Genomic DNA, 24980 nt, shown 5'->3' with positions numbered 1-24980 from the left:
GCTGATCAGATCGTAGGTTCTTGATTTAGTTCCATTGAATTACGCAACAAAGCCGCGTCACATGCAGATAACCACCTAAACCGATAAAGTATTGGCCATCCCAGTCAGCGTCAAATTCATCTAAATTGGTTCTCGCCGCTTCCGATGAACTCACTCCGTACAGGTGATTATTCAAACGCTTACTGTTATACGAGTAACCAATAGATGGTGTAATCGCCCAGCCATTACGACGAATTGGTAGGCGCCATGCCGCTTCTGCATAGATGCCATTGTGCCTAAACCCTAAGTCTGAGCCCGCTGTCGCTTCAAACATACCGACCAATGTAATCACTTGATAGCTTACACCTCCCAACACCGACGCTTTACGCTCATCTAACTTCTGGATATCAGCATTATCAGAGTCACTTGGCTTTAATGTTCTTGGATCATAAACCGCTCTAAACACAATATTCTGTGGTGAACCTGCAGGTAGCAAGCGATAACCCGCACTGAATCCACGCATGAAAAAATGCTCACCTTCATAACCAATCATGGGAATCACCGTACGATTTGACGGCGTCTCTTTATAGACAGCAGGAGAATAAGAGGCGGCAACGCCCAGTGACCACTGCGATATTTTTGCATGCGTTGCTGTCGAAGCCAGTAACGCCACACTGATAGCCACTATTTTTAACCCATTATTCTTCACTATATTTACCTATTTATTGAGCAACTTTGGATAACGCCGCGCATTATATGGTACTTCATTCCAAAAAATCAATAGAGCTCAGTTATACATCTAATACACATAAATCCAGTGTGAGTATTGTTAAGCGACCTAAAATCACAAAACAAACGGTTAGATCCGCTCGAATGTAAAATAATTCGATTCCACACGCCTCAAGTTGCCTATTGCGCTCGCTACGTTTTTCACACGCAAAATTGTAAATAAATACATAATTGTTAAGCAAAATTGTCGAAGCGGGTCTAACCTTAAAATGTAGGGAGAGCCTATTTTTCAATCGCTCGTCAGTTTTGACTGGTTAACAAGGGGAATGTGACTATGAGTATTTTTGACCACTATCAATCACGTTATGAAGCAGCCAAGGAAGAAGAGCTGACATTGCAAGAGTTCTTAGGGCTGTGTAAAGACGATAAAAGTGCTTACGCGAATGCTGCCGAGCGCTTATTACTCGCCATTGGCGAACCGGAGGTCATTGACACTGCTCAAGATCCTCAACTAAGTCGTATTTTCTCGAACCGTGTCATCTCACGCTACAGTGAATTTAAAGATTTCTACGGCATGGAAGACGCGATTGAACAGATTGTTTCTTATCTAAAACATGCAGCGCAAGGTTTAGAAGAACGTAAGCAAATCCTTTATCTACTTGGCCCTGTGGGCGGTGGTAAATCATCCCTTGCTGAAAAACTCAAGGCACTGATGCAAAAGCTACCAATCTATGTGCTGTCTGCCGATGGTGAGCGAAGCCCAGTGAATGATCACCCCTTCTGTCTATTTGACGTAAACGAAGATGGCGATCTTTTGAAACAAGAGTACGGAATAGAGAAACGTTACATACGCTCTATCATGTCACCTTGGGCAGCAAAACGCCTCCATGACTTCGGTGGTGACATCTCCAAATTCAAAGTCATCAAACTGCGCCCTTCTATTCTCGACCAAGTTGCGATTGCGAAGACAGAGCCGGGTGATGAGAACAACCAAGATATCTCGTCTCTGGTTGGTAAAGTCGATATTCGTAAGCTTGAGCACTTCTCTCAAGATGATCCCGATGCCTACAGTTACTCTGGTGCACTGTGTAAAGCAAACCAAGGTGTGATGGAATTCGTAGAGATGTTCAAGGCGCCAATCAAAGTCTTGCACCCACTCCTAACGGCAACACAAGAAGGTAACTTCAACGGTACTGAAGGACTTTCTGCACTGCCATTTGACGGTATGATTCTAGCTCACTCAAACGAATCCGAGTGGCAGACCTTCCGTAACAACAAAAACAACGAAGCCTTCCTCGACCGTGTGTACATTGTAAAAGTCCCTTACTGTCTGCGCGTCTCTGAAGAAGTTAAGATCTACCAAAAACTGCTTGAGCACAGTGAGCTATCCAAAGCCCCTTGTTCGCCAAGCACACTCGATCTGCTATCGCAATTCAGCATCCTATCGAGACTGAAAGAGCCTGAAAACTCTTCTCTGTTCTCAAAAATGCGGGTTTACGATGGTGAGACTCTAAAAGACACCGATCCAAAAGCGAAGAGTTACCAAGAGTACCGAGACTACGCAGGTGTTGACGAGGGCATGTCAGGGCTATCAACGCGTTTCGCCTTTAAGATTCTGTCTCGCGTGTTCAACTTCGACCAAGCCGAAGTGGCGGCAAACCCGGTTCACTTGTTCTACGTTATTGAACAGCAGATCGAACGTGAGCAGTTCCCTCAAGAAACCGCTGAGAAGTATCTTGAGTTCTTGAAAGGATACCTAGTACCGCGTTACGTAGAATTCATTGGTAAAGAAATTCAGACCGCTTACCTAGAGTCTTACTCTGAGTACGGACAGAATATCTTCGACCGCTATGTCACCTACGCGGACTTCTGGATTCAAGACCAAGAGTACCGCGATCCAGAAACAGGACAGCTATTTGACCGTGCTTCTCTGAATGGTGAACTAGAGAAAATCGAGAAAACAGCTGGGATCAGTAACCCTAAAGACTTCCGAAATGAGATTGTGAACTTTGTGCTTCGTGCCAAAGCCAACAATAACGGTCAAAACCCAGTTTGGACAAGCTACGAGAAACTGCGCACTGTGATTGAGAAGAAAATGTTCTCTAACACAGAAGAACTGCTTCCTGTTATTTCGTTCAATGCTAAGACCTCAACGGATGATCAGAAAAAACACGACGACTTCGTTGCTCGTATGATGGAAAAAGGCTACACCGAGAAACAAGTGAGACTGCTATCTGAGTGGTACCTAAGAGTTCGTAAATCCTCATAACCAAACTGTATTGAGCTGCTCAATTGGGCAGCTCGTACAAACCAATAACTTTATACCCTAACGAACGAATAGCTTTAGTAAACTAATAACTCTTATACCCGAATAAAAAGTAGGATCGCAACATCAGCTGAGAGGGAGTTCTTATGGCACAATTTATCGATCGGAGGCTCAATGGCAAGAATAAGAGTGCTGTGAACAGACAGCGTTTCTTACGACGCCATAAAGAGCAAATCAAAGAATCTGTGGCCGATGCAGTCAACCGACGCTCAATCACCAATACTGAAACCGGTGAAGACGTCACTATTCCTCATAAAGACATCAAAGAGCCAAGCTTTCACCAAGGTCAAGGCGGCGTAAGAGAACGCGTTCACCCAGGTAATGACCAGTTCATCACGGGCGATAAAATTGAACGTCCTAAAGGTGGTGGTCAAGGTGGTGGCGAAGGCCAGGGTGACGCAAGCCCTGATGGCGAAGGCCAAGATGAATTTACCTTCCAAATTTCAAAAGATGAATATCTTGATATTCTCTTTGAAGATTTAGCTCTGCCTAATCTAGAGAAGAATCAGGTCAACAAAATCACCGAATGGAAAACACACCGCTCTGGTTACCAAAGCGCGGGGATTCCATCTAATATCGCTATCGTTCGTTCACTGCAACAATCTCTGGCTCGTAGAACCGCGATGACAGCAGGTAAAAAGCGCGAGCTCAACCTACTGATGGAGCAACTTGACCAAGTAAAAATGACAGAACCAGCACAACCTTTCGAAGAGAGTCGCTTAAAAGAAGAGATTGCTGAGTTACGTAAAAAAATTGAAAGCGTGCCGTTCATTGACACCTTCGACCTGCGTTTTAAAAATTATGAGAAGCGCCCTATTCCATCTAGCCAAGCCGTTATGTTCTGTCTAATGGATGTATCTGGCTCAATGGATCAAGCTACCAAGGACATCGCAAAACGCTTCTACGTACTGCTTTACTTATTCCTCAATCGCACATATGAAAACGTCGATGTTGTGTTTATTCGTCACCATACTCAGGCTAAAGAAGTTGACGAACATGAGTTCTTCTATTCACAAGAAACTGGCGGCACGATCGTTTCTAGTGCACTGAAACTAATGAAAGAAATTGTCGCAGATCGTTATCCTGCTAATGAGTGGAATATCTACGCAGCACAAGCTTCTGATGGAGATAACTGGGCGGATGACTCACCTCGCTGTAAAGAACTGTTGGTCAATACGCTATTACCGACTTGCCAATATTACTCTTACATCGAGATTACTCGCCGTTCACACCAAACGCTTTGGCACGAGTACGAGAAGCTAGAAGCGAGCTTCGATAACTTCGCCATGAAGAACATTAAAACGGTGGATGATATTTTTCCTGTGTTTAGAGAACTGTTCCAGAAAGAGACTGCGTAAGGGAGTTTGCCATGACAGCGAAATCAAACGTTGCAGAGAAAGACAAATCTGCACAGAAGAAAAACAACAAGATGCTGCCTGATGGTCCAGATTGGACGTTCAACCTCTTGGAACAATATCACGTAGAAATTAAGCGTGTGGCGCAGCATTACCGTTTAGACACTTACCCGAACCAGATTGAAGTGATTACCTCTGAGCAGATGATGGATGCTTACTCCAGCATTGGTATGCCCATCAACTACAACCACTGGTCTTTTGGTAAGAAGTTCATCCAAACAGAGCAAAACTACAAACACGGCCAAATGGGCTTAGCGTACGAAATCGTGATCAACTCAGATCCGTGTATCGCTTACTTAATGGAAGAGAACACGGTCACGATGCAAGCGTTGGTAATGGCGCATGCCTGTTACGGCCATAACTCGTTCTTTAAGGGTAATTACCTGTTCCAAACTTGGACTGATGCAAGCTCGATTATCGACTATCTATTGTTCGCGAAAAAATACATTACCGATTGCGAAGAAAAGTATGGTGTGGCTGAAGTCGAGAAACTTCTCGATTCTTGTCATGCTCTCATGAACTACGGCGTAGACAGATACAAACGCCCAGAGAAGATTTCCATTGCGGAAGAAACCGCAAGACAAGAAGAACGTGAAGCTTACCTGCAATCTCAAGTGAATGAGCTGTGGAGGACCGTTCCCCAAAATAAAAGCAAGGAAGAAGAGACCAAGATACGTTTCCCTAGTGAGCCTCAAGAAAACATTCTCTACTTTATTGAGAAGAACGCCCCACTGCTTGAACCTTGGCAACGTGAGTGTGTTCGTATTGTTCGCAAGGTAAGCCAATACTTCTATCCTCAGAAACAAACTCAAGTAATGAATGAGGGCTGGGCAACCTTCTGGCATTACACCATTCTTAACCACCTTTACGACGAAGGCTTGGTGAGTGATAAGTTTATCTTAGAATTCCTACACAGCCACACCAGTGTGGTTGCTCAACCCGCCTACAACAGCCCTTATTTCAGTGGGATAAACCCTTATGCGCTTGGCTTTGCGATGTTTAGAGACATTCGACGTATCTGTGAAGAACCAACTGATGAAGACAAAGAATGGTTCCCTGAGTTAGCCGGAAGTGATTGGTTTGAGGCGGTGCACTTTGCGATGCACAACTTTAAAGATGAAAGCTTCATCAGCCAATACCTTTCTCCAAAGATCATTCGTGACTTTAAGCTGTTCTCAGTACTCGACGACGACCGCAAAAACACCATTGAGATAAGCGCTATTCACGACGATCCGGGCTATCGCTTAATTCGTGAAAAGCTTGCGGCGCAGTACAACCTAAGCAATCTTGAGCCGAATATTCAGGTGTTTAATGTCGATGTTCGCGGTGACCGCTCGATGACACTGCAATATGTACCTCACGGCCGTATCCCGCTTGATAAAGGCTACGACGAAGTGATGAAACATCTCTATCGCTTATGGGGCTTTGATGTGATTCTGGAAGAGCTCAAAGACACAGGTCATCGAGAGATTCTGACTACTTGTCCAAAACGTAATGACTATGGAGCCAAGATTTAATATCAATCACAGTAAGTAAGTGCTTGGTATAAAACTCCGCTCCCCCTACAACATAGTGGTCACCCGCTCGGAAGTGGAGCAATAAAAAAGCGCATAAGTCTGATGACTTATGCGCTTTCTTTTTAAGGCTCAAACGTCTTCAATAGACGCAAGGCACTAAACCTAGATACTAGATACTAGAGCTAAAACTAAATAAGCTTAAACAATCGGCTTTTGGCCGCGTTCAATCAGCTTCATCAGCACGCTGTCTGCAGATTTACCTGCCACGCCCGCTAGTTTGTCTGACAGCTTTTTCTTCTGTACGTAGTGAATCGCTAGAACCGTTTTGTCCTTACATGCCGCTACGACTAAATCATCAGAAGTGCTGATCTCATCCACCAGCCCAAGCTCATGTGCTTGTGTACCAAACCAGTGCTCACCCGTTGCTACTTTTTCAAGATCGAGTGCTGGACGATGGTCACGGATGAAGTCTTTGAATAGGCCATGTGTCTCTTCGAGCTCTTCTTTAAACTTCTCGCGTGCTTTATCGCTGTTCTCACCAAACATAGTAAGCGTGCGTTTGTACTCACCTGCCGTTAGCTGTTCGAATTCAATGTCGTGCTTTTTAAGCAGTTTGTTGAAGTTTGGCAGTTGAGCGATAACACCAATAGAACCAACAATAGCAAACGGTGCAGATACGATTTTGTCTGCGATACATGCCATCATGTAACCGCCACTTGCTGCGACTTTATCTACCGAGATAGTCAGAGGCAGACCTGCCGCTTTGATACGGTCAAGTTGAGAAGACGCCAGACCATAGCCGTGAACCATGCCACCGCCAGACTCAAGCTTAAGCAATACTTCATCACCTTCACGAGCAACAGCCAGAACCGCCGTTACCTCTTCACGTAATGAAGCCACTTCTTTCGCATCAATGCTGCCATTAAAATCAAGAACGAATAGATGTGGTTCACGCTTGCTATCAAGCTCACCCTCTTTCGCTGCTTTTTTCACTTCTTTGCCACGTGATTTTACTTTTTCTTTTTCCGCTTTCTTTTCTGCTTTATCACGGGCTTTGATGAAAGCATCATCGTGTAGATGGTGCTCTAATTGTTCAATCGTCTGTTTATGGTGCTCAGATAGGTTCGTGATTTCCAGCTCACCTTTAATCGCGCTTGATTTTCCACCCACCGATTTAGCAATCACTAAAATTGCAATGATGGCGATTACAACGGTCGCAATCTTGGCTAAAAACAAGCCGTAGTCCAACAAAAATTCCAATGTCATATCCCCTAATGTATGAATTAGTGTATTGTAACCATCTTGTCACGATTACCAAGAATTTCTCATCATTCCTGCGTTTATCTGTGTGATTAAACACCAATGGAATGACGAACATAATAAAAGAAAGAAGGATAAGCACAGTGGATTACCCAATCTCTACAGATGCCCTCAAAGATAAAGTAATTTTGGTTACAGGTGCCGGTGCTGGCATTGGTCGCCAAGCCGCACTAAGCTTCGCTCAACATGGTGCAACTGTCATTCTGTTAGGCCGCAATGTTAAAAACCTTGAATTCATTTACGATGAAATCGAAAGTGCTGGTTACCCTCAGGCTGCGATCATTCCGCTAGACCTCAAAGGAGCAACAAAGCAGAACTACATTGATATGGCTGAAACCATTGAATCACAGTTCGGTCGTTTAGACGGCCTACTGCATAACGCAGGTGTGCTTGGCACGTTAAGCCCATTTGATCAAATCGATGAAGAAACATTTGATGGCGTTATGCAAATCAACGTTAAAGCTGAATTTCTAATGACTCAAGCATTACTGCCTGTCATTAAAAAAGCTGAAGCCGGTCGTATCGTATTCACCTCTTCTACAGTTGGTCACTCTGGCCGTGCGTTCTGGGGCACTTACGCGATTTCTAAGTTTGCGACTGAAGGCATGATGCAAATCCTAGCGGACGAGCTTGAAGACACCAACATCCGTGTAAACGCGATCAACCCTGGCGGCACTCAAACACGCATGCGTGCAAAAGCGTACCCAGGTGAAGATGCGAACAAGCTAAAAACGCCACTCGACATCATCCCGTTGTATCTACACTTAATGAACCCAAGTGTGACAGACATTAATGGCCAATGTATCGATGCTCAACCTAAGTAACTGATATCATTAATCAATAGTAAAAAGTCGCTTCCATAGCGGCTTTTTTTGTATCTAAATCAATCAACTAACACTTACTTCCGCTAATTTTCATCATTTCTCTTTGCATCTTTTTCATTGTTAAATATACTGTATAAATACACAGGTATTTAATTATGCATGAACTAATAAAAAACTTACAAGACCGCCAGCTAATCTGGACAGGGTTACAATCAACAGCGCAAGGAAGTACTACTTCAACAGGCTATCCTCAACTGGATAAACAGCTTGATGGTGGCTTTCCGACGCATGGTGTTATTGAGGTTGAATCGCAACAAGGGATCGGCGAACTTCGCCTGCTTACACCCTATTTAGCTCAACAAAACTCACAAAAATTGGCCATCTTCATTAACCCACCGGGGAAGATCTGTGCCGAATTTTTTAGCAGCCAAGGTATTGAACTAGAGAACATCCTCGTTATCCAACCTCAGCGCGATCTCGATGCATTGTGGGCAGCAGAGCAGTGCCTTAAAAGCGGCGCCTGTCACTCGGTATTGCTATGGGGAGCCGATCTAGAAATACACCAAACCAAGCGTCTGCAAGCAGCAAGCGAAACCGGTAAGTGTCTGCAATTTCACTTTAAGGCCACCAGCCATAATCAGTTATCTCTACCCGTTTCTCTAAGCATGAAGCTATCTTCTCACGCCCAAGGGTTAAAGGTTGAGGTCACAAAAAGGAAAGGCAGCTGGTCATATGGCAGCTTTATTCTAGACATGAGCCAAAATTGGCCGTTACTCACTGAAAAAATTATCCTTCAAAACAGTTCACATAGTGCTTTATCAAATAACACCGTGCTGGCTTTTCCTATTGCGAAACAAGGCTAGCGTATGTTATGGCTTTATCTGCACTTTCCATCTCTGCAGTTGGATACCTTGTTTAATTCTGAGCTATCTAACTCCGAGAAAGTTCACTTTAATGAAGAGTTACACGAGCAACCTATTATCATCGTGGATGAAAAAGATCACCGTGTGCTGCAAGCTAACCAAGCTGCGCTGCAATCGGGAATTTCACTTGGTATGGGGCTAGGGTCTGCGGCGGCGCTGTGTCACAACTTACACGTCCACCCTTACAGTATTGAGCTAGAAAAAAGTAAGCTCAAAGAGATCGCTCAATGGGCGTATTTGGTCACTTCTGACATGGCTTTACTACCACAGAATGGTTTGTTGATTAAGGCATCTAATATGCTGTCACTTTACGATGGGCTAGATAACTACTGGCATGAGCTCAAAAGCCACTTAGAAACGCTCAATATCCAGTTCAGCTTCGCGACGGGTTACTCGCCGCTTTCTGCAATCCTTTTAGGCAAGCAATCCATCAACCAAGCGACGAACAATGTTGAGCAGATGAAAGCTTGGGTTAACCAACAAGTACTGAGTTCAAGCGAACTTCCTGCTAAACAAGTTGAGCGCCTGAATCGTGTTGGTATCAATGTCGTTGAAGACTTATTAAAACTGCCTTTGCAAGATGTCGCGCGCCGCTTTGATATCGACTTGGTGAACTATGTTGGTCGTCTTAATGGGCAGTTCAAGCACCCGATTGATTTCTATCACCCACCAGAGAGTTTCCAGCAATATTTGGAGCTGCTGTTTGATATTGAAAACATCCTATTCATCGAAAAGCCTTTGCTGAAATTGTTGAATCAGCTCGAGTGCTTTTTGAGGTTACGTGACCGAGTGGCTTTCGAGTTAACGCTGACTTTGCATCTAAGAGATAAAGATGATCACCCAGTCTCTTTTTATTCTGCGCAGGGCGATTACCTTGCGGCCAAATGGGCGAACCTAACGCATCTAACCTTAGAGTCATTGAAGATAACAGCACCCGTACAGGGGCTGACTCTCTCTTTGATTCGTCATGGAGAACCGCAAGTCGCCTATCATGATCTTTTTGATGGTAATACAGGAACACTTGCCGCGTTAGATTTGCTCTCATTACTGCAAGCAAAGCTTGGGCAAGCCTGTATTCAAACTCCCAAAATACAACATGATCCAAGGCCAGAAAAAGCCAATCAGTACTCGCTTCCAACACTGAGTAAGTCTGTGGCAAAAAAGCAAACGCCCCCAGAGAGCGAGCAACAAACCATAGATCTCAACGTCCATCAACAACGACTCCGGCCCAGTATTTTACTGCCAGAGCCCGAAGCCTTAACCGAAAGCGTCACCTTATCTCAAGGCCCTGAACGTATTGTGTCTGGCTGGTGGGACGGAGAGAAGATCATTCGTGACTACTTTATTGCTCACAGTGAAAGCGGTCGATGGTTATGGGTATTTAGAACACCAGATAAACAGTGGTTCTTACACGGCTTATTCAGCTAACCAACACTTATTTAGCTAACCAACAAAAGTTGAATCGCCAACCCGCACCATTCACTCAATTTAAACGCCCTTTTCAATCATGTTCACTCGCAATGGTTAAGTGAGATTACGTTATGTCTCAGCAATACTCAGAGCTATTTTGCCAAAGTAATTACTCCTTTCTAGAGGGAGCTTCGCATGCGGAAGAGCTTGTTTTACAGGCCGACTTCTTACGTTACAAAGCACTCGCGGTTACTGATGAGTGCTCAGTCGCGGGCATCGTTAAGGTTCACTCAGCAATCAAGCAACATAAACTGTCGCTCAAGCAAATTGTCGGGAGCATGTTTTGGTTAAATGAAGAGTGCCAAGTGGTTTTGCTATGCCCAAATAGAGAGGCCTATGCCGAGCTGTGTCGTATTATTACCAACGCGAGACGTCGTAGCAGTAAGGGACATTATCAGCTCTCTGAGTGGGATATCATGTCGGCTAAGCACTGCTTCATTCTTTGGCTTCCTCAACAGAAAAATGAAGACGCACATTGGGGGCAATGGCTTTCTCAACACCACTCCGGTCGATTATGGATTGGCTTACAACGACACCTAGAACAAACCGACCAGCAGTACACGGATTACTGTGTTGAGCTGTCACAACATCACCAACTGCCGATTACTGCCTGTGGTGGCGTGCTGATGCACAACGCGAATCGCTTACCCTTGCAGCATTCACTCACTGCGATCAAATACCAACGTCCCATTACTGAAGTGGGCAGTCACTTACTCGCCAATGCCGAGCGCTGTTTACGCAGCATCAATAAGATCTCTCATATATTCAAAGCTGAGTGGCTAGAAGAGAGCAACCGAATCGCTGAGCTGTGTGAATTTGATTTAGCCAGCTTGCGCTACGAATACCCAAGCGAGCTGATCCCTCAAGGTGAGACACCCATGAGCTACCTACGCATGTTAGTCGAAAAGGGAAAACGAGCTCGCTTCCCGCAAGGTGTACCTAATGACATTCAACAAATCATAGATAAAGAATTGAGGCTAATTGACGCGCTTGACTACCCTTTCTTTTTTCTCACCATTCACGACATCGTCATGTTTGCCAAAAGCCAAGGCATTCTTTACCAAGGTCGAGGTTCAGCGGCCAATTCCGTGGTCTGTTACTGCCTAGAGATCACCTCTGTCGACCCAAGACAAATCTCAGTGCTATTTGAACGCTTCATCAGTAAAGAGCGCGATGAGCCGCCCGATATTGATGTCGATTTTGAGCACGAGCGCCGTGAAGAAGTCATCCAATACATCTACAAAAAATACGGTAGAGAACGTGCAGCACTTGCCGCAACTGTCATTTCATATCGCTTTAAAAGCGCGGTCAGAGATGTCGGCAAAGCTTTAGGGCTACAAGAAACTCAGCTTGATTACTTTATAAAGAACACCAATCGCAGGGACAAAAGCTTAGGTTGGCAGGCTCAGCTCACTCAATTGGGGCTACAGCCTGATTCTTTGAAGGGACAGCAGTTTATCCATTTGGTTAATGAGATCATCGGCTTTCCACGTCACCTGTCTCAGCATGTTGGCGGCTTCGTGATCTCTTCTGGGCCTTTGTATGAATTGGTTCCCGTCGAAAATGCGGCTATGCACGATCGAACCATAATTCAATGGGATAAGGATGATCTTGAAACATTGGGGCTGCTGAAAGTTGATGTACTCGCGTTAGGTATGCTCTCTGCGATTCGTAAATGTTTCGACCTGATCAAACGCATTCACGGGCGATCACTGACCATTGCTGAGATCACCCGCCTTAAGGATGACCCTCAGGTTTACGGCATGATTCAGCGAGCAGACACCGTCGGGATCTTCCAAATAGAGTCACGCGCGCAAATGAGCATGCTGCCAAGGCTCAAACCAAGGACTTATTACGACTTGGTGATTCAAATTGCTATCGTACGTCCTGGGCCTATTCAAGGCGATATGGTTCACCCATTCTTAAAGCGTCGAGATGGTATTGAGCCAATCAGTTATCCATCTAAAGACGTGGAGTCGGTACTGTCGCGCACCTTGGGTGTACCGATATTCCAAGAGCAAGTGATTAAACTCGCGATGGTGGCTGCAGGATTCACAGGTGGAGAGGCGGATCAGCTCAGACGCGCCATGGCTGCTTGGAAGAAAAATGGCAACGTCTTTAAGTTTAAAAATAAGCTCATCGAAGGAATGCAAAAACGCGGCTATGAGACAGAGTTTGCTGAGCAGATCTTTAAACAGATATGCGGCTTTGGCGAATACGGTTTTCCAGAAAGCCATTCTGCTTCGTTTGCGGTGCTAGCCTATTGCTCAGCTTGGTTGAAATGCTACTACCCAGAATGCTTCTATGCTTCCTTGCTCAATAGCCAACCTATGGGGTTTTATAGCCCATCACAGTTGGTACAAGACGCACAACGACACAATGTGGTAGTTCTTCCGGTATGTGTGAACGCCTCACAAGACAACCACACTGTCATCGCTCATCAGAATGGTTTAGCGATTCGCTTAGGGCTGCGACAAATCAAAGGATTCAGCGAACATGGGATTCAAAGCGTGCTCGCCAATCGTCCACAATCCGGTTATCGCCACCCTAGCCAGGTGAAACAGTTATCGATGAATAAGAAAGATATCGAGCTACTGGCATCGGCCAATGCGCTACATAACGTATCGGGAGACCGCTTCCAGACTCGCTGGACAATCATGGACTCCGCTTCTGATTTACCTCTGTTTAGCCAAGTCTATGACGATGTAGGGGATGGACATGACGATGTAGGGGATGGACATGACGAACATGCACTGCACAAACCCAATGAGATGCAAGATCTACTCGAAGACTTCACCAGTGTCGGAATTTCATTGAACAAACACCCAATCACTTTGCTAGAAGAAGCGGGACGATTAGGTCGATTCACACACATGAAGGATTTAATACAGCAAAGACACAAATCTATGGTCACGGTTGTTGGATTAGTCACAGGAAAACAAGCTCCCGGAACCGCGGCAGGTGTTACCTTTGTTACATTAGAAGATAACACGGGCAATATTAATGTCGTGGTATGGGGAGCAACCGCGCGCTCTCAACAGCAAGCTTATCTGACAGCCAAAGCGTTAAAAGTACAAGGAATATTAGAAAAGGAAGGCGAAGTTGTGCATGTTATAGCGGGTAAACTCATCGATATTACCGATGACATTATTGGTTTGAACACCAAATCCCGAGATTTTCATTAACGAATCAAGTTGCCCTCCAAGAAACGCTAGAAACGAAAAAGGGAAGCATCCGCTTCCCTTAAATTCAAGTTGTTGAGTTATACCTCAACGTCCGCTTCCGTACGTCTTTTCTTAAATTCCCTATACAGTAATAAGCTCAAAGTCATGACGACTTTAGACGTTAACCATATCATTCAGAGGAACTACCTTAGATTGTACATGAAAAGTTACGTTAGTAGTTGAGCATATTTTGTTAAAAAACATGCTGTATCAAATACTAGCAAACGTTTTCGCCAAGGTCATTCGAAACAAACCGTACAGCTGCATTAATTACAAAATCTGACGCATTCGCTCTTGAGTTACTTCAACTAAGAGGTCTGGTTGGAATTTAGAAATAAAGCGATTACACCCTACTTTCTCAACCATGGCTTCATTGAAACTACCACTTAATGAAGTATTTAGCGTAATAAACAAGTCATGCATTCGAGGATCAGTTCGAACTTCATGAGTCAGTTTGTAGCCATCCATTTCTGGCATTTCAGCATCGGTGATCATCAACAGTATTTCTTGATTGATGTCTTTGCCTTCATCACACCACTTCTTAAGTAAAGTCAGTGCTTCTAAGCCGTCACAACATTCGATAATGTTCAAACCAAGTTGCGACAAGGTGCCTTTGATCTGGTTGCGTGCTGTTGAAGAATCATCCACGATAAGCACATTGCGGCCAACCATTTCATTCGCTAACTGCTGATCTAGAACACCGTCAGAAATCGACACGTCGTAGTCGATGATCTCCGCTAACACTTTTTCAACATCGATGATCTCAACGATTTTGTGCTGCTCTTCTTCTTGGATATGCGTGATGGCAGTTAGGTAGTTTGCTCGACCCGTAGTCTTTGGTGGCGGTTGGATTTCTGTCCATGTCGTATTCACGATATTGCGAACTTGTCCAACCAAGAAGCCTTGTACGGTTCGGTTGTATTCGGTAATGATCAAGTTGTTTTCTTGAGTCTCATCACGTGATGGTGGGAAACCAATCGCACTGCGTAAATCAATCACAGGTACAGATTCACCACGTAAAGAAACAACACCCGTAATATGATGATGAGAGCCTGGCAAGCGAGTGAGTACAGGCACTTTTAAGACTTCTTTAACTTTAAATACGTTAATCGCAAATAGTTGGCGACTATTTAAGCTAAATAACAAGAGTTCCAGACGGTTTTCACCGACGAGTTTAGTTCTCTGATCAACAGAATTTAAAACGCCAGACATACAACACCTTAGTGACAAATAATAACTGTGGCTACAATAGCCTAATTCGATAGGTTAAAGCAAAGCGCAAATACACAGATGCTTAAACTAAGTACAACAAATGCTGTTATACATAGTTTAAGTGCATGGAAAGGGTTCAAGGAAGGCTAAAAACGATAAAAAAAGGGTTAGCCTTCAATCACTTTCATTAACAATTGGCCGTCATATAAAGCTTGTTTAACAAGCGCAGCACCAGGCATGGTTGCTTGTTTATAGAATCGAGATTCCACCAGCTCTAAATCTTGATGGTAAACCGATAAACTCTGCTCTTCGATACACTTTTGAATCGCAGGATACAACACGCTTTTAGCCTGATTGATAACACCACCTATCAAGATTTTCTCAGGATTGAAAAGGTTGATCACAATCGCTATCGCGGCACCTAAGTAACGACCTAACTGTTCAATCACTTCAACAGCCAGTGGATCACCATCAGCAGCAGCAGCGCAGATCTGTTCAATTGTGACATCTTCAAACGCCGTTAGTGATGATGCCTCGCCATTAGCCAGTCTTTCTTTGACTTGCTCACGGAGAGCCTGTGAACTAGCAACCGTTTCTAAACAGCCATGATTACCACAATGACAAAGCTTGCCTTGTTTATCGATCTGAATATGACCCAGCTCACCAATGTTACCGTGGCGACCTTGCAATACTCGACCGTCGAGAATGATCCCAGCGCCTACACCGTGGTGAATCGAGATAAGAACGGAATTATCGTTATCTTGAGAGTGACCAAACAGCTTCTCTGCTAATGCCCACGCTCGGGTATCATTGGCAATAAAGACAGGTAGACCTGTTTCTTTGTAGATCTCAGGACCCAACGCTAAGTTTTTAACGTTGTAGTGTGGCATCTGCAACACAATCCCCTGCTCAGAATTCACAAGCCCCGGTAGCGTAACCGCAATACTTGTTACCCTATCGAGTTGCTCGGCATAAGTTTGGAAAAACTCATCAATTTCATGCAGAAGACGCGCAAGTACATCGTCTTGGTCACGTTCATGAATATCAATCTTAGTATCGATAAGTACATCGCCGCCCAATTCATGGAGCGCGATCGTTAAGTATCCGCGACCAAGACGCATCGACAGAAACTGCCAACCTTCGTTATTGGTTTGCAGACCGACAGCAGGACGCCCACGAGTCGTGGCTTCTTGAACCGTCGTTTCGTGAATAAGGTGAGCTTCAATGAGTTCACGGGTAATTTTAGTAATACTCGCCGGGGCCAACTCACTTTGCTTGGACAGATCGATACGAGAAATAGGACCTTTAAGGTCAATTAGTTTATATACACGACCAGCATTGACCTGTTTGATATGATCAATATGGCCCGGTTGAGCCATGTACATTTTACGCTCCAGAAATCATCAACGCGGTAATTTTTTTACTTTGCGAAGTAATTGTGAAGTCACTTGGTATATCGCCGTGACCCGTATCACGTATATACATGAATCTTTGTGTATCTAGTCAAATAGTTCGAGAAAAATTAGTACCTACATCGATAAATTGAGACTTAATTTTCTCGATGAAACATCGTTATTGAGCCCTGAATTCAATAATTGGATACAAATAAAGAAATATCCTTCTAGCTCCCAATAAATAATCAATTAATGCATATACTCAATTCAGTCTTTTAAAAGATTACTTGGCCTCACTCTAGGAGTATTCATGACAGCCGAATTAAGAAAAACGAAAATCGTCACAACGCTAGGCCCTTCTACTGATAAAGGTAACGTGCTTGAAGAGATCATCAAAGCTGGTGCCAATGTCGTCCGTATGAACTTCTCTCACGGCACTAGCGATGACCATATACAACGTGCAGAAAATGTCCGAGCAATAGCCAAAAAACTTGGTACTCAGATCGCTATTCTCGGTGACTTACAAGGTCCCAAGATTCGAGTGTCAACATTCAAAGATGGCAAAATCCAACTTGCCGTTGGTGACCAATTTACTCTCGACAGTAGCCTTGGTTTAGGCGAAGGCAACCAACAAGCGGTCGGTCTTGATTATAAAGAATTACCTAACGACGTTTCAGCTAACGACATCCTGTTGCTCGACGATGGTCGTGTGCAGCTAAAAGTAACCGAAGTGGAAGGTTGTCGCGTTCATACCGAAGTCATCATTGGCGGCCCTCTCTCGAATAATAAAGGCATAAACAAAAAAGGCGGCGGCCTGTCCGCAGAAGCGCTGACAGAAAAAGACAAACGCGACATCGTCACCGCCGCACAAATCAAAGTGGATTACCTCGCGGTGTCTTTCCCACGCAACGGCGAAGACATGCACTACGCTCGTCAGCTCGCACGAGAAGCAGGTTTAGAAGCTCACCTTGTAGCAAAAGTAGAGCGAGCAGAGACGGTAGCCACTGTTGAGAACATGGATGACATCATAATGGCCTCAGATGTGGTCATGGTGGCTCGTGGTGACCTTGGAGTCGAAATTGGCGACCCTGAATTGGTCGGAGTACAAAAACAGCTTATACGCCGTGCTAGAGCGCTCAACCGAACGGTGATCACCGCAACCCAAATGATGGAATCGATGATTTCAGCGCCAATGCCAACCCGTGCCGAAGTCATGGACGTTGCCAATGCGGTACTTGATGGAACAGATGCGGTCATGCTTTCAGGAGAAACAGCTGCAGGTGATTACCCGGTCGAAACCGTAAAATCGATGGCTGAAGTGTGTATTGGTGCTGAGAAAATGGCGGGGATTAACAACCAATCCAATTACCGAATTGATCGCACCTTTGTGACCGCCGAAGAAACCGTTTCGATGGCGACTATCTACTCGGCAAACCATATGGAAGGCATTAAAGGCGTAGTCACTCTCACAGAATCAGGCCGAACTGCACTGATGATGTCTCGCCTAAGTGCTGACATGCCTATCTACGCACTATCTCGTAACGAAGGAACACTTAATCGCTGCACCTTGTACCGAGGTGTAACACCTATCTACTTCGAGACAGAAGCCAAAGACAGTTTTGACATTGCCCTATCTACGCTCACCTGCCTAAAAGAGCAAGAGCATCTTAAGTTTGGCGATCTCGTTATCGTCACTAAAGGCGACATTATGGATGTGGCGGGATCAACCAACTGTATGAGAATCTTGCCTGTCACCTAATGTTTTCCCGTGAGGCGAAACGATTTGCCTAATCTCAAGACAAAAAAGGGTTATCGAACCAAGTTCAATAACCCTTTTTCATTTCAGAACACGACTCACTAACGATCGGCTTAAACAGCACGATCAGCTCACAGCATGCTAACTCATCAACTTCAAATATTACTCATCAACCTCAAGCATTACTTCTCAGCAGCAATGGTTGCCAACTGTGGCATGTGTGAACTGCGGGCATTTTTCGTAGAGGTATAAGTTTCAACAAATCGGTAACCGGCTTCTAAACCCAATTCATAATCGTGCAGTAAATCTTCTTTATTACTCATTAATGAATTGGATTTCAGCGGCTTACTCGGGGCAATTTGCACGACAAAAGCATCGTCTGGTGGGGAGTTCAAAAAATCCTGAGTCAATGAGTAAGTTTGGTAATGCACCATCAGCATATCTGCTAAGCCGGAATCAAACTTATCACCAATTAAATGACTTAATCTATAGATGTCATCCGCCCCGAATAACCATCGACCACCATTCAACAAATCCAAATGTGATCTGTCGCGCTTCTGTTCTTTTGAGCTGAGAATTTGTTGTTGAAAGAACGAGCTCCAATCGGTTTTCCACTGCTCCACTTTTTGTTGCCAATGACCTTGAACACTGTCAAAAGATTCGCGGAACCATTCCAGTTCTTCGGCTGATATCGGTTTGGGTGTTTTTAATCTCGTACTGTTAGCTTGAACCTCGACCTCTTCCTCTAGCGTAGGCTCAGTTCGGATCACAACAATGGAACGGGCTTGTCTACGCCACGCTTCTTGAACTGGGATGCAAGCTGATACACCACCATCCACATAAGCATTGTCGCCAATAAAGATTTCATCATTGTATAAGCGAGGAATCGCACAGGTTGCAATCATCACTTTGTACCAATCTTCACCCAATACTGGAAAGTAGTGATCTCGTAAGTCTTTAGAATCCGTGACGGCTGCATAGAAATGGCGATCGCCTAGCGTTTGTCGTCCTAAATCCAAATCAAGCTTGTATGGGTAAGCCATGATTTGTTCTAAGGCCCACTCTAATCCAAGGTTCTTTCTGTGTCGTATATAAGAAAAGAGATTGAAGAATTCAGGTGATGTTGTGAGATCGAGAAGGAAAGAACGGCCAAGGCCTTTATCGCGGCACAGATAAGCACACAAATTAAGAGCACCTGCAGAGGTACCAAAAAACTCGTCGAAGGGGTCAAAATTAGAAAGAAGAAAGGCATCCAGCACTCCAGAAGTAAAAATACTTCTCTGTCCACCACCTTGGGCGACCAGTGCTGTTTTTCCAGCAATAAACTTAGCGTAATAATCTAAGTCTATTGCTGCATCAATATTGGTTATAATCCCACTATTCATTATTCCCTGAGTATAAAAACCCAGCCTCGCAATAAATGGTATTAACTACCAATTGCAATAAAGCCAAATGAGAGAATGATTGCGTAGATGACAACCGTTATTTGTAGGGCATTTTTCAGATTATGGTCCATAGACACCTCTGTCTTATTATTAATTTGTCGAGTCTCTATTTAAGTACTATCAGGTGTGTGAAGTATCTTCAAGAATCGTCGAAATTAGTCGCACAATATTGATGTAACCATCACAATTAGTAAGTGTATGGATAAGGATATACTCATGAATAACAAAGCAAATATAATGGCACTGATTACGCTTCTCTCCGTTTCGAGCGTATATGCCTCGCCGGAGATCATCATTACTCCGATGGTGGGCTATACAGGCGGTGGCAGTGTCGAAGACCAGGACGGTAAAACCTATGATATGAAAGGGTCTGAAAACTACACCTTTTCGATTGAAACGCCATTTGAAAAAGGACGCATCGGCTTTTTCTATTCTAATCAAAGCTCTGAATTAGAAACACTCAACCTAAGCTCCTCCATCCAATACCTGCACTTTCAAAGTAGCATTTACTACCCAGCTTCTTCTGTGTTGTCTGGTTATTTGGGATTAGGCCTTGGTGCTTCTTACGTCGATGTAGACTGGGCAAAAGATAAGTATGGGTTCTCAACCTCTATCTTTGGTGGTTTAGAGTACAAATTTAGTGACCGATTAGCGTTAAACACACAACTACGTTGGTTAGGTACCGTTGTCGATAACGACACCTCCGGTGTTTGTAACATCCCAAGTAACGGGCAAGAGTGCATCATCCGCTTTGATACCGACTGGATGAACCAATTCCAAGCCAATGTCGGACTGAGTTTTACTTTCTAAGTATCGATGACCATCTCATACCAATAGAACCTCCGAATAGTTGGTCAGTTCAACTATAGAGTGTATGAATTTCAGTCATACGCTCTACTTTTAAATAAAGTCATATAACCTAATAAAACAGAAAAAATTAGACACATAAACCAATCAGAAAACCCCAAACCAATTCATACCTCTAAAATAACCATCATTTAACATCTTAAAGACCATAAGACCACAGTTATTAAACATACCTAATCTATTGCTTTAACCATTCTAACTAGGTAGGCTCATTAGCACGCATCAGCTGAATATTTCAGGTTATGCAAACACACATCAAACAATTAAGAATTATCCGCTGAGTTCTCCAATCGCTAACAACATAATAATCTAAACTTTTGCTTAATCACGGAAGATAAAGTAAACAGTCAAACCGTTTGCCTGTTTTAACTATCATCTCCTTACCAAGCACAGCGTGACGAGAAGCTTCATACCTCAGGGAAGTTGTAAAGGAGTTAAATATGAAGCGAGAACAGTGGGGATCCCGAGCAGGATTTATCCTTGCCGCAGTAGGATCTGCTATTGGTTTAGGAAACATTTGGCGTTTTCCATATATGGCTTATGAAAATGGCGGCGGTGCTTTTTTCATTCCATATCTATTTGCCATGCTTACGGCTGGTATCCCATTTATGATCCTAGAGTTCAGTATGGGTCAAAAATATCGTGGCTCTGCACCTGCAACCTTAGCGCGCATCAACTCAAAATTTGAGTGGCTTGGCTGGTTCCAAGTGGGTGTAGCGGCTGTAATCGCGGTCTACTATGTTGCCGTTATCGGTTGGGCAATTTCATACTTCGGTATGTCATTCAATCAAAGCTGGGGAACAGACACTAACGCATTCTTCTTCAGTGAATATCTAGCTCTAGGTGATAACTCACCGACGAACCTAGGTAGCATCCAATGGGGCATCGCTGGCGCAATGTTACTCGCTTGGGCAATCACTTATGCAGCTATCGTGGGTGGTGTTAAAGCTGGTATCGAACGTGCTTCTAAAGTAATGATGCCAGTGTTGTTCATAATGGTGATTTTGCTTATCGGACGCATGGTTTTCCTTCCTGGTGCTCTAGATGGTGTGAACTACATGTTCGAACCTGATTTCAGCAAGATCTGGGACGTAAAAGTATGGGCTGCTGCTTATGGACAAATCTTCTTCACGCTAAGTATCGGTTTTGCGATCATGCTGGCTTACTCAAGCTACCTGCCTGAAAAATCAGATATCACGAACAACGCGTTCATGACGGTTCTTATCAACTGTGGTTTCTCAATTCTTGCGGGTATTATGATTTTCTCTGTTCTTGGCTACATGGCTCAAGAACAAGGTAAACCATTAACTGAAGTAGTATCCGCAGGCGTTGGCCTTGCGTTTGTTACGCTACCTGCTGCGATTAATTTACTTCCAGCACCGTATATTCTGGGTCCACTATTCTTCTTTGCACTTGTTGTGGCTGGTTTAAGCTCTCATATCTCAATTATGGAAGCAGTAACATCTGCAATTATGGACAAGCTGAACTGGAGCCGTAAAAAAGCAGCAAGTATTGTTATTGGCGTTGGTGTTGTGGTGTCTATGGCATTTGCAACTAACGGCGGCCTACTTCTACTAGACCTAGTCGATCACTTCGCTAACAACGTCGGCATCATGGTAGGCGGATTCATTGAAATCCTTCTAATGGCATGGCTACTAAACAAAGTTAGCGATGTACGTACGTACGTCAATGAGATTTCAGATTTCTCTATTGGCGTATGGTTTAACGTATGTTTACGCTTCGTCACTCCAGTTATGCTTGCAATCATTCTTGCAACAAAACTAAGCGCATTGTTTACAGACGGTTACGGTGGCTACGACCTGACTCTTGGTTGGGCAATGATCGCAGGATTACTAGCGATTGGCATTATCATAAATATGACAAGTAAGAAGGAAGCATAATCATGACAACGAGTGCGATTATTATGATGGTTCTTGGTCTTGGTATCACTTGGGGTGGTGCTGCAATTTGCATAAAGCGTGCAATGGACAAACAGAAATAACCTTATTTAAACCATTCAAAAATGCCAGCTACTAAGCTGGCATTTTTTTGTCTCATCACCTAGAACTTATAGGTGATACCCAGTGCACCACCCACTTGTAATTCAACACCTTTATACATGTCGAGCTCTGGGTGAACTTGAGCGTACGCATTCCAACCTTCGTAGAAATTCACTTTAACACCTAAAGGCAAACGTAAGCCAAAATCATCATTCCACTCAGCCCAAGCACCTGCACCGACATACCAACTCAACGGAGCTTCAGTCTCAAACTGACCACGCTTCAAAATATAGTCAAATGCAGCACCGTCGTTGCCAATCGTGGCACGGTATTTCTGATCAAATTCGACAACGACACTCAGGTCTTGGTCAATGGCTAATCCAACTTCCAAATCTGGTGCTTCAGAAGCATGCACAAACGCGGCTCCGCTGCAGCACATAAGGCCGACCAAATAACGATGTTTCATAATATTCTCAGACTGTTTTTAAAAATGGTAGTGTACTGGGTTCACAAAGAGAGGTGTCATCGCTAGGTAAAAGCGAACTGGCGCTCAAGGTTCGGTATCGGCCTTCAACACATAGAGTTGAGTAGAACTAGTTGAGTAAGAAGAGCTTATACCAATCACAGTAAGTAAGTGTTCAGGAATAGCGCAGGAAAAAATCTTGAGAACAAGGCATAATTTTTTGATAAGTAGCTATTCTACAATCAAAAATTCTAACGAAGTTATCGAGGTTTTTAACAAGCTAGGATGACCAGTTATTTACTACGATTGGTATTAAACGTGAGGATATTTTGCATATTGCAGAAAACAAAAAAGGAGGCCGTAAGGCCTCCTTTCAATTTATTGAATCAGCGAATTAACCGTTGTTACGGATCCACTCATCCATGTCTGTCTTAAGGTTGTCAGACTTAGTACCGAAGATAGCTTGTACGCCACCAGCAACTACAACAACACCTGCAGCGCCTAGTTTCTTCAGTTTGTCTTGGTCAACAAGAGCAGTATCAGCTACTGCAACACGTAGACGAGTAATACAAGCGTCAAGACCAGTGATGTTCGCTTTACCACCGAATGCAGCAACTAGCTCACCAGCAAGTTCAGAACCTGTAGCAACTACTTCTTCTTCAGATTCGTCTTCACGGCCCGGAGTTTTAAGGTCAAGTGCTTTAATCACAGTGCGGAATACGATGTAGTAAATTGCAGCGTAAGCAACACCACATACAACCATTAGACCCATCTTAGACGCATTGCCAGATAGAACTAGGAAGTCGATTAGACCGTGTGAGAAAGATGTACCGTGTACAAAACCTAGAGTGTTCGCAAGAACGTATGCAGAACCAGCTAATAGAGCGTGGATTGCGTACAGTACAGGAGCAACGAATAGGAATGAGAATTCGATTGGTTCAGTGATACCCGTTAGGAATGAAGTCAACGCAGCAGAAGCCATGATGCCCATTACTTTAGCGCGGTTTTCAGGTTTAGCTGAATGTGCAATCGCGATTGCAGCAGCAGGTAGACCGAACATCTTGAACATGTAACCACCAGCTAGCTGACCGAAGCCATTGCCCGCAGCACGAGATGCGTCATCAGCAACTAGGTAACAAGTAAGAACACCGTTTTGAGTTTCGCCAGCAGCGTTTACACAAGTACCAGCTTCGAAGAAGAAAGGTACGTTCCAAACGTGGTGAAGACCAAATGGAATCAGAGAACGCTCAACGATACCGTAGATACCAAACGCCACTTGTGGGTTTTGGTGAGCAGCCCAATCAGAGAACGCAGAGATAGCGCCGCCAACTGGTGGCCATACTACAGATAGTAGGATTGCTAGACCAATCGCAGAGAAACCTGTGATGATTGGCACAGCACGCTTACCAGCGAAGAAGCCAAGGTACTCTGGTAGTTGAATACGGAAGAAACGGTTGAATGCCCAAGCAGCAACACCACCGACTAGGATACCACCTAGTACACCAGTGTCGATTTTATCAACGCCCATTACACCAGCCATTACGCCTAGTGTAGCAGTCATGATGCCGTAACCAACGATAGCAGCTAGACCAGCTACACCGTCGTTATTAGTAAAGCCAAGTGCTACGCCTACTGCGAACAGTAGTGCCATTTGACCGAATACTGAACCACCCGCTTGTTCCATTAAGTTTGAAACAATTTCTGGAATGAAAGGAAGGTCTGCTGCACCGACACCTAGCAAAATACCCGCAACTGGTAAAACTGATACTGGTAGCATCAGAGACTTACCAACTTTCTGCAGGCTAGCAAAAAGGTTCTTAAACATGTTTATGCTCCTGATAAAGATAAAATAATTATATGGGTCCTAACGGCACACCCCCGTAGCCTATATGTTAGCACCCAGTGAAAATGTAACCATGTATTGCATTATATTTTCTGCCGCTAAATATATATTGATGGGGAACTAACTTTCTAGTCACTTACGAAATTTAGTTTCAAAACACGTCTTGGATCACATGTCAAATATAGAAATGCAATGCTTTACAAGCCTATAACTAACTGAAAAGTAAATGAATTATAATACCCTTCTATTATTTTACTGAGTAAATAAAATAGA

Annotated in this window: 18 protein-coding genes and 1 pseudogene; 11 read left to right on the top strand and 8 right to left on the bottom strand. The window is 44.0% G+C overall.

The annotated features are described in order from the left end of the window. Positions 1 to 55 precede the first annotated feature (55 nt). Positions 56 to 688: pseudogene (locus tag AB6D07_RS11720) on the bottom strand (MipA/OmpV family protein); the annotation flags it as partial. Between the two features lie 354 nt (positions 689 to 1042). On the opposite strand from AB6D07_RS11720, the gene AB6D07_RS11715 reads away from it, so the two are divergent. From AB6D07_RS11715 to AB6D07_RS11705, 3 genes are all read left to right on the top strand, one after another. Continuing rightward, positions 1043 to 2977: a PrkA family serine protein kinase gene (locus AB6D07_RS11715; RefSeq protein WP_029222896.1), complete on the top strand. Its 1935-nt coding sequence runs from the start codon at positions 1043 to 1045 to the stop codon at positions 2975 to 2977. Between the two features lie 143 nt (positions 2978 to 3120). Continuing rightward, entirely contained in the window at positions 3121 to 4392 is a 1272-nt protein-coding gene (locus AB6D07_RS11710) for a YeaH/YhbH family protein (protein WP_017102809.1), read from the top strand. An 11-nt stretch (positions 4393 to 4403) separates the two neighbouring features. After that, entirely contained in the window at positions 4404 to 5966 is a 1563-nt protein-coding gene (locus AB6D07_RS11705; RefSeq protein WP_017102810.1) for a SpoVR family protein, read from the top strand. Positions 5967 to 6164: 198 nt separating this feature from the next. On the opposite strand, the gene sohB is transcribed toward AB6D07_RS11705, so the two are convergent. Continuing rightward, entirely contained in the window at positions 6165 to 7226 is a 1062-nt protein-coding gene (gene sohB, locus AB6D07_RS11700) for a protease SohB (RefSeq protein WP_009849001.1), read from the bottom strand. Positions 7227 to 7369: 143 nt separating this feature from the next. Between sohB and AB6D07_RS11695 the strand changes: the two genes are divergently transcribed. The 4 genes from AB6D07_RS11695 to AB6D07_RS11680 all read left to right on the top strand — a co-directional run bounded on the left by AB6D07_RS11695 (position 7370) and on the right by AB6D07_RS11680 (position 13688). Then, a complete protein-coding gene (locus tag AB6D07_RS11695) occupies positions 7370 to 8110 on the top strand; it encodes a YciK family oxidoreductase (RefSeq protein WP_004736577.1) in 741 nt (246 codons plus the stop codon). A 155-nt stretch (positions 8111 to 8265) separates the two neighbouring features. Further along, positions 8266 to 8973, top strand: a complete 708-nt coding sequence (imuA, locus tag AB6D07_RS11690) for a translesion DNA synthesis-associated protein ImuA (RefSeq protein WP_017102811.1) — start codon at positions 8266 to 8268, stop codon at positions 8971 to 8973. Positions 8974 to 8976: 3 nt separating this feature from the next. Then, positions 8977 to 10461, top strand: a complete 1485-nt coding sequence (locus AB6D07_RS11685; RefSeq protein ID WP_017102812.1) for a DNA polymerase Y family protein — start codon at positions 8977 to 8979, stop codon at positions 10459 to 10461. A 113-nt stretch (positions 10462 to 10574) separates the two neighbouring features. Beyond that, on the top strand, positions 10575 to 13688 hold the full coding sequence (locus AB6D07_RS11680) for an error-prone DNA polymerase (RefSeq protein WP_017102813.1): 3114 nt from the start codon (positions 10575 to 10577) through the stop codon (positions 13686 to 13688). Positions 13689 to 13997: 309 nt separating this feature from the next. Here AB6D07_RS11680 and AB6D07_RS11675 read toward each other — a convergent pair whose 3' ends face one another. After that, positions 13998 to 14939 carry a chemotaxis protein CheV gene (locus AB6D07_RS11675; protein ID WP_017102814.1) on the bottom strand — a complete coding sequence of 314 codons (942 nt, stop codon included), beginning with the start codon at positions 14937 to 14939 and terminating at the stop codon, positions 13998 to 14000. Positions 14940 to 15106: 167 nt separating this feature from the next. Then, on the bottom strand, positions 15107 to 16324 hold the full coding sequence (locus AB6D07_RS11670) for an ROK family protein (protein ID WP_017102815.1): 1218 nt from the start codon (positions 16322 to 16324) through the stop codon (positions 15107 to 15109). Between the two features lie 319 nt (positions 16325 to 16643). On the opposite strand from AB6D07_RS11670, the gene pyk reads away from it, so the two are divergent. Next, on the top strand, positions 16644 to 18092 hold the full coding sequence (gene pyk, locus AB6D07_RS11665) for a pyruvate kinase (RefSeq protein ID WP_017102816.1): 1449 nt from the start codon (positions 16644 to 16646) through the stop codon (positions 18090 to 18092). A 179-nt stretch (positions 18093 to 18271) separates the two neighbouring features. Here the strand turns inward: pyk and AB6D07_RS11660 are convergent, their stop codons facing one another. Both AB6D07_RS11660 and AB6D07_RS11655 read right to left on the bottom strand, forming a co-directional pair. Beyond that, positions 18272 to 19474 carry a patatin family protein gene (locus tag AB6D07_RS11660; RefSeq protein WP_017102817.1) on the bottom strand — a complete coding sequence of 401 codons (1203 nt, stop codon included), beginning with the start codon at positions 19472 to 19474 and terminating at the stop codon, positions 18272 to 18274. A 41-nt stretch (positions 19475 to 19515) separates the two neighbouring features. Next, a complete protein-coding gene (locus tag AB6D07_RS11655; protein ID WP_102248935.1) occupies positions 19516 to 19605 on the bottom strand; it encodes a YnhF family membrane protein in 90 nt (29 codons plus the stop codon). 145 nt (positions 19606 to 19750) lie between these two features. Here AB6D07_RS11655 and AB6D07_RS11650 point away from each other — a divergent pair, with 145 nt between their 5' ends. The 3 genes from AB6D07_RS11650 (at position 19751) to AB6D07_RS11640 (ending at position 22403) form a co-directional block, all read left to right on the top strand. Further along, positions 19751 to 20344, top strand: coding sequence for a hypothetical protein (locus AB6D07_RS11650; protein ID WP_009848988.1), 594 nt, complete (start codon positions 19751 to 19753; stop codon positions 20342 to 20344). A gap of 497 nt (positions 20345 to 20841) precedes the next feature. After that, positions 20842 to 22302 carry a sodium-dependent transporter gene (locus tag AB6D07_RS11645; RefSeq protein WP_017102818.1) on the top strand — a complete coding sequence of 487 codons (1461 nt, stop codon included), beginning with the start codon at positions 20842 to 20844 and terminating at the stop codon, positions 22300 to 22302. Positions 22303 to 22304: 2 nt separating this feature from the next. Beyond that, positions 22305 to 22403, top strand: coding sequence for a methionine/alanine import family NSS transporter small subunit (locus AB6D07_RS11640; protein WP_009848986.1), 99 nt, complete (start codon positions 22305 to 22307; stop codon positions 22401 to 22403). 59 nt (positions 22404 to 22462) lie between these two features. Here the strand turns inward: AB6D07_RS11640 and AB6D07_RS11635 are convergent, their stop codons facing one another. Further along, complete coding sequence (locus AB6D07_RS11635; RefSeq protein WP_017100270.1) at positions 22463 to 22867, bottom strand: hypothetical protein; 405 nt, start codon at positions 22865 to 22867, stop codon at positions 22463 to 22465. Between the two features lie 391 nt (positions 22868 to 23258). Beyond that, positions 23259 to 24689, bottom strand: a complete 1431-nt coding sequence (gene ptsG / locus AB6D07_RS11630) for a PTS glucose transporter subunit IIBC (protein ID WP_009848984.1) — start codon at positions 24687 to 24689, stop codon at positions 23259 to 23261. Between the last annotated feature and the right edge of the window lie 291 nt (positions 24690 to 24980).

Source organism: Vibrio sp. 10N.239.312.C11, assembly GCF_041466065.1.
Taxonomy (GTDB): Bacteria; Pseudomonadota; Gammaproteobacteria; order Enterobacterales; family Vibrionaceae; genus Vibrio; species Vibrio tasmaniensis_A.
The sequence above is the reverse complement of the archived record's forward strand: the minus strand, read 5'-3'. Positions and strand labels throughout refer to the sequence as shown.